The following is a 6278-nucleotide window of genomic DNA, read 5'->3' on the forward strand; positions in this document are numbered from 1 at the left end:
ATTCTCGATTTAGTCCATACTCGCATTGGTAAAGTGGGACTAAAAGCGATCGTCGATGTTTTAATTACCACAAATCGCACGGTCAAACGGTTGTATTTAGGTGGTAACGATCTCGATGCTGATGATGCTTATCTGCTGGCAGATTTATTAAAATCTAATTCGTCGATCGAGGCACTTTTACTAAATGTCAATCATTTGGGCAATCGCGGTGTCGAAATATTAGCCGATGCTTTAGCAACTAATAGTACTCTAACCGAATTAGGATTAGCTAGTAATGGTATTACCGATCGCGGTTGCGAACTGCTCGTGTCGGCGATCGAACGTATGCCTAGTTTAGCTCGATTAGATTTGGGTTATAGTCCATCTACTAAAGTTTTGGGTGCGATGCCTAATTCAATTAACGCAAGCGGCGTAGCTGCGATCGCTAGCTATTTAGCCACAAATCAAACTCTCTCTCATCTGAACATATCGAAGACTGAACTAGACGATCGATCGCAATCTTTATTAACCGATAGTTTAACTACTAATCTGACACTATCTAATTTAATCGTTAGTGGTAAATTGAATCCAAGTATTACTCATATTCTCGATCGTAATCGATCGGTCGATTCCCCTAAACAATTGTTGAGAAATGCAAATATTTCATCAATTCGGAGTATTTATCGCTAAAATCGGGCAATCCGAGTGAGTACGATCTGCGAATTTTAAAGATGTGAGCCGATTTTTTGGTAAAAATAAAAATGTTGCCCGCCGCCGTCGGTGGATTAAACCGATCCTCACGATTTCGGGTGGTGTAGTTTTGACGTATGGTATTTGCGCGTATGCAATTTTGCCAGCTATTTGGCGACACTACGAGCACAATCCCAAACTCGCAAATTCACCTAAAGTTACCCATACCAGCGAGGGTATTCCGGGAGATCCAGTCAATATCGGGGTGGTGGGAACGCGTCAGGAAGTAGTTCGAGCAATGTTATTAGCGGGCTGGTATCCGGCAGATTCGATTACAATTAAGACTAGTATTGGCATTGCGGGGAGTGTGTTGCTCAAACGTGCATATCCGACAGCACCTGTGAGTAATTTATATTTTTTCAATCGCCAGCAAGATCTCGCCTTCGAGCAACCAGCGGGGAGTAGTGCAAATCAACGCCATCACGTTCGGTTTTGGCAATCGCCAGATCCCGACACTAAAAGTAATAGACCATTATGGATCGGTTCGGCGACATTCGATCGCAGTAGTGGTTTCAGTCATCTGACTGGCAAAATTACCCATCATATTGCTGCGGATATCGATGCGGAAAGAAATGCAACAATTGAGAGCTTGGTAAAAGTCAAACAAGTGGTTAGTGTTTATCAAGTTACTGGTGTCGGAGCTACTTTGCAGGAATACAATGGTGGTGGCGATCGCTATTTTACCGATGGAGAAATGACGATCGCGTTACTTTCGACAAACAATTCGCCGCTGGATAACGCCCCAATTCAAGCACCCAATCCGCCAGCAATTCAAGCCAAACATCATCTCTGGCAATGGCTCAGAAGTATATTACATTAGGTCGAACCGCGATAATTAGCGCAGGGGTGATATAATAGCTCCGCCATAATAATCTGTTTGTAAATACTATGTCCGTTTCTGCGGTTTTGCCAGCATTATTGGTCTTAGCAGATGGCACAACCTACCCTGGTTGGTCATTTGGCGCAATGGGTACGACCATTGGCGAAGTTGTCTTCAATACGGGGATGACTGGTTATCAAGAAGTACTCACCGATCCTAGCTATAGCGGTCAAATTGTCGTATTTACCTATCCAGAACTAGGTAATACCGGGGTCAATCCCGATGACGATGAATCGGCAGCTCCACAAGTTCGGGGGGCGATTGCCCGGAATGTCTGCTATCGTCCTAGTAACTGGAGATCGACAGCTTCGCTCCCAAAATATCTCGAACATCACGATATTCCAGGCATTTATGGGATTGATACCCGTGCGCTGACTCGCAAATTGCGATCGGCTGGAGCCATGAATGGGGCAATTTCCACAGAAGTTCTCGACCCAGTAGAATTGCTCAATCTTGTGAAATCGGCACCGAGGATGGCTGGATTGAACTTAGTCGATAATGTGACAACTTCAACCACTTACGAATGGTCGCAACCGAGCGAACCAATGTGGGAATTTAAGCCAGAATCGACCGATAATAACAGCGCACCCCTAACCGTTGTCGCCTTAGATTTTGGTGTAAAACGGAATATCCTCAAACGGCTGGCGAGTCACGGTTGTCGGGTAATTGTCGTTCCCGCCGATACGTCAGCCGCCGAAATTCTCAAGCACAATCCTGACGGGATCTTCCTCTCAAATGGCCCAGGCGACCCCGCCGCCGTCACGGGAGGGATAGCGACCACTAAGGAATTATTAGCCGCTAACAAGCCGATTTTCGGCATCTGTATGGGTCATCAAATCCTCGGTCTATCTTTGGGTGCGGAAACCTTCAAACTCAAATTTGGACATCGCGGACTCAACCAACCAGCGGGACTCACCCAAACGGTAGAAATTACCAGTCAAAATCATGGATTTGCGATCGCGGCTGAATCTTTAAGTGCAGATATCGAAATCACCCATCTCAACTTAAACGATCGGACGATCGCAGGTCTACAGCATAAAACTCTCCCCTGTTTCTCCGTTCAATACCACCCAGAAGCCAGTCCCGGCCCTCACGATGCCGACTACCTATTTGGTAAGTTTGTCAAGCAAATGCGCGAGAGGTTGGAGATGGGAGGTGGGAGGTAGGAGATGGGAGGTTGGAGATGGGAGGTTGGAGATGGGATGTTGGAGTAAGAAGTAAGGAGTAAAGAGGATTTTGGATTTATTTCCCAGTGCCCCCGTCCCCCCGCTCCCCGCTCCCATCTCCCATCTCCGCACTCCCATCTCCGCGCTCCCATCTCCCATCTCTCTCTAAAGAAAGTTGACAAGATGACTAGAAATTGGGAAAGATCCAGAAGCAGCGTTATCATTCGATCGCGATCGGCAATGGATTATTTATTCAAGTAAAACTGTAAGGAGGCTATTATCGCTGAACCACTATCTCTAACCGTGAGTCTCCGAGGCACTCGCGAAGTCAAAGACCATTACCAACTATTCCGCCTGACTGGATTATTAGACGCTTTTTCGGAGCCGACATTCAGGAAGGTGATGGATAAGTGTATTGAAGAAGGCCCCGGAAACCTGATTTTAGACCTATCTAAAATCGATTTTGTCGATAGTTCTGGACTCGGTGCGCTAGTCCAACTAGTCAAAAAAGCTCAAGGTGTTGAAGGAACGGTACAAATAGTCACAAATGCGCGGGTGACCCAAACAGTCAAACTCGTAAGACTAGAGCAGTTTCTATCGCTGCAAACATCTGTCGATGCAGCCTTGGCACGAATCGAGCCTGGAGCAAAGTAACCATTGCGGATCGAAAATTACTCAGATCTTCATGGCACGAGTCGATCGTGAGCGTTAAGGTTGATGGTGTGCGGTCGAAATTTTTTGTAGATTCGTGCCGATTACCTCCACCTTAACTCATGAATTGACCGCGATCGACTGACAAAACCGCAGCAAGTCGCGTTATTGGACTGGCTGCTAAGTTTAATGTCAAATTGTTGGCATTTTAACTAGTTTCGATAAATTTTGATAAAATTGGTAGGTTGAGGTCAAAATTTTCTAGCTATTTTAGATTTAGATATTGTCGTGGGTGAAACAGAGCTACCACAAAGCTGGCAACAGCTAAATAATTTAGCTATCCACCCCGATCGCGTGTCACAACTGTCCCCATCAGCTCTCGCATATTTGGGAGATGCAGTGTACGAACTTTACGTTCGCACGCAGTTTTTGTATCCGCCCAAGCGGTCTCATGCCTATCATCAGCAAGTTGTCGCCCAAGTTCGTGCTGAAGCGCAGTCTAGTCATTTGCAACGACTATTACCTCATCTGAGTGAGATCGAATTGGATGCGATCCGGCGCGGTCGAAATGCAGCAAATGGTCGCCCTCGTCGCCTCGATCCCGAAGTTTATCAGCAAGCTACCAGTTTTGAGACTTTAATCGGTTATCTTTACATTACCAATCCCCCTCGGCTCGCGGAGTTATTTGCCTTGCTCCAGTTCGATTCGACTCCAGCCACATAATTTTTATGAATATATATGATATCTAAACCTCGTCGCTCTGGTGGCGGTAAACCTTCCCCACGCCAGGGAAATCGTGATGGTGGCAGCAGTGGGGATCGCGATTTTCGCCCCAGCCGCAATTCTGAAGGTAGATCCGTCAGCTCTGACAAATATCGCCCAGCGGGAGACGCACCCCGTCGCCGCGAAGATGGCGACTCAGGCAATCGCGATCGTCGTCCGCGCAAAACTGATGGCGCAAATAACTTCGATCGCGATCGCAGCTATCGTCCGCGCGATGCTGAAGGTGGATCGAGTTTCGACCGTCCTAAGCCTGGTAATAAATTCGACCGCCCCGATAAATCTCGCGAGGAACGCAAAGATTGGGGCGTACCTCGTCCGAGTCAATCGAGCAGTTTTAAGCCCCGTGAAGACGCTTACAAGCCCCGCAGAGATGATGGCGATAGTTGGGGTGGGAATGGTTCCGATCGCGGACGTGGCGATCGGCAAGATCGTCCTAACTTCAATCGCGACGATCGATCCTCTAGTTTTGGCGATCGCCGTCGCGACGGTGGTGGAGCCGATCGTAATGAGAATCGCTCCTCAAGTTTTGGAGATCGCCGTCGTGAAGATCGTCCCCCCACCGGAGATCGTCGCTTTAGCAGCAACCGCAACGATTATGCAGGCAAATCGGATCGATCGGATCGCCCCGCATACAGTCGCAATAATCGCGGCGGCTGGCAAGATCCCCCCGCACCAGAAATCGCCGAAGAAGAAGTTACCGATTACTTATACGGCAAACATTCGGTCTTTACCGCGATCGAAAACGAACGCCAAATCAATCGGATCTGGGTATTGTCCAAACTTCGCCACCACCCCGCCTTTTTTACCCTCATCGACCAAGCCAAAGCTAATGGTACCGTCGTTGATGAAGTAGATGCCCAACGCCTGAGCTATATGGCAAGCGGTGGCAATCATCAGGGGATCGTCGCGCAAGTCGCACCCCACGATTACCTAGAAATCGAAGAACTAATTACCCGCGCCCTAGCTGCTTCCGACTCGCCCATTATCGTCGTCGCCGATGGCATTACCGATCCTCAAAATCTGGGATCGATCGTCCGCAGTGCCGAAGCCTTGGGAGCGCAAGGTGTAGTCATTCCCCAGCGGCGCGCCGTCGGGATTACCTCTACCGTCTTAAAAGTTGCCGCCGGAGCTTTAGAGCATCTTCCCGTTGCTCGTGTCGTCAATCTCAGCCGCGCACTCGGACAACTCAAAGATGCTGGCTTTTGGATTTATGGCACCACTGCTGATGCCGAACAAGCCATCTATACCGTCGATTTTAGCGATCGTCGTCCGATTGTTTTAGCTATTGGTTCTGAAGGTGATGGACTCAGCTTGCTCACTCAAAAAGGTTGCGACCACTTAGTTTCGATTCCTCTAACTGGTAAAACGCCCAGTCTGAATGCTGCTAATGCCGCCTCGATGTGTCTATACGAGATATCCCGCCAGCGTTTGTCAAATATGTTACGACTATCTGAGCGTTAAGCGAGTATTTTGGGATTATTTAAGATCTAACCCTTAATATTGCTCACGTCCATCAACTTATACACCTCCTTTGAATCTGCGGAATCTAAACCAATGAAAATTCAAGATATCTGGAGCAGTGCGCTCCATCTGATGGGACAAGCATGGTGGGTCGAAGTCACCACCGAACGACCTCACTGCACCTATTATTTTGGACCGTTTGGCACGGCAGTAGAAGCTGATGAAGCCAAGGCTGGTTATATTGAGGACTTAGAGAGTGAATCCGCCCAAGGTATTCAGGTAGCAATCAAACGCTGCAAACCTGCTCAGATGACCATCGACTATGAAGAATCCACCGCAGGTAGTTATCAGTCGATCGAGAAAACTTCCATGAGCGGTCAATTCGGCTAAAATCGCTCTCTCACAACGCGGACAGCTTCTCAATCTACGAGCATCTGTCCGCGCTGTTTTTTTACCCTACTTCTTACTCCTTACTCCTTACTCCCATCTCCCCGACTAACTTTCGCCCGAAAGATCGCTTTGTCAGCCTGTCGATAGCCAACGTATCTCACCGTCACTAATTCCGCTGTAGTTGCAGTTCCTTCAACGAGTTGATGCCAACGCGGATC

The 6278-nt window shown here is 48.1% G+C and carries 6 protein-coding genes and 1 pseudogene; all 7 read left to right on the forward strand.

Annotation, left to right across the window (positions count from 1 at the left end; genetic code table 11):
• Positions 1 to 669, forward strand: a pseudogene (locus tag Q0R35_RS15785) (ribonuclease inhibitor); the annotation flags it as partial.
• Between the two features lie 43 nt (positions 670 to 712).
• Positions 713 to 1549: an LssY C-terminal domain-containing protein gene (locus tag Q0R35_RS15790; RefSeq protein WP_295620439.1), complete on the forward strand. Its 837-nt coding sequence runs from the start codon at positions 713 to 715 to the stop codon at positions 1547 to 1549.
• 68 nt (positions 1550 to 1617) lie between these two features.
• Positions 1618 to 2775 carry a glutamine-hydrolyzing carbamoyl-phosphate synthase small subunit gene (gene carA / locus Q0R35_RS15795; protein WP_295620442.1) on the forward strand — a complete coding sequence of 386 codons (1158 nt, stop codon included), beginning with the start codon at positions 1618 to 1620 and terminating at the stop codon, positions 2773 to 2775.
• Positions 2776 to 3078: 303 nt separating this feature from the next.
• Positions 3079 to 3429: an STAS domain-containing protein gene (locus tag Q0R35_RS15800; RefSeq protein ID WP_295620445.1), complete on the forward strand. Its 351-nt coding sequence runs from the start codon at positions 3079 to 3081 to the stop codon at positions 3427 to 3429.
• A gap of 336 nt (positions 3430 to 3765) precedes the next feature.
• Entirely contained in the window at positions 3766 to 4149 is a 384-nt protein-coding gene (locus Q0R35_RS15805) for a ribonuclease III domain-containing protein (RefSeq protein ID WP_366944917.1), read from the forward strand.
• A gap of 15 nt (positions 4150 to 4164) precedes the next feature.
• Positions 4165 to 5670 carry a 23S rRNA (guanosine(2251)-2'-O)-methyltransferase RlmB gene (rlmB, locus tag Q0R35_RS15810; protein WP_295620452.1) on the forward strand — a complete coding sequence of 502 codons (1506 nt, stop codon included), beginning with the start codon at positions 4165 to 4167 and terminating at the stop codon, positions 5668 to 5670.
• Between the two features lie 93 nt (positions 5671 to 5763).
• On the forward strand, positions 5764 to 6060 hold the full coding sequence (locus Q0R35_RS15815; RefSeq protein ID WP_295620455.1) for a DUF1816 domain-containing protein: 297 nt from the start codon (positions 5764 to 5766) through the stop codon (positions 6058 to 6060).
• The last annotated feature ends 218 nt before the right edge of the window (positions 6061 to 6278 follow it).

It is taken from the genome of Chamaesiphon sp. GL140_3_metabinner_50, from assembly GCF_025361915.1.
Classification (GTDB): Bacteria; Cyanobacteriota; Cyanobacteriia; order Cyanobacteriales; family Chamaesiphonaceae; genus Chamaesiphon.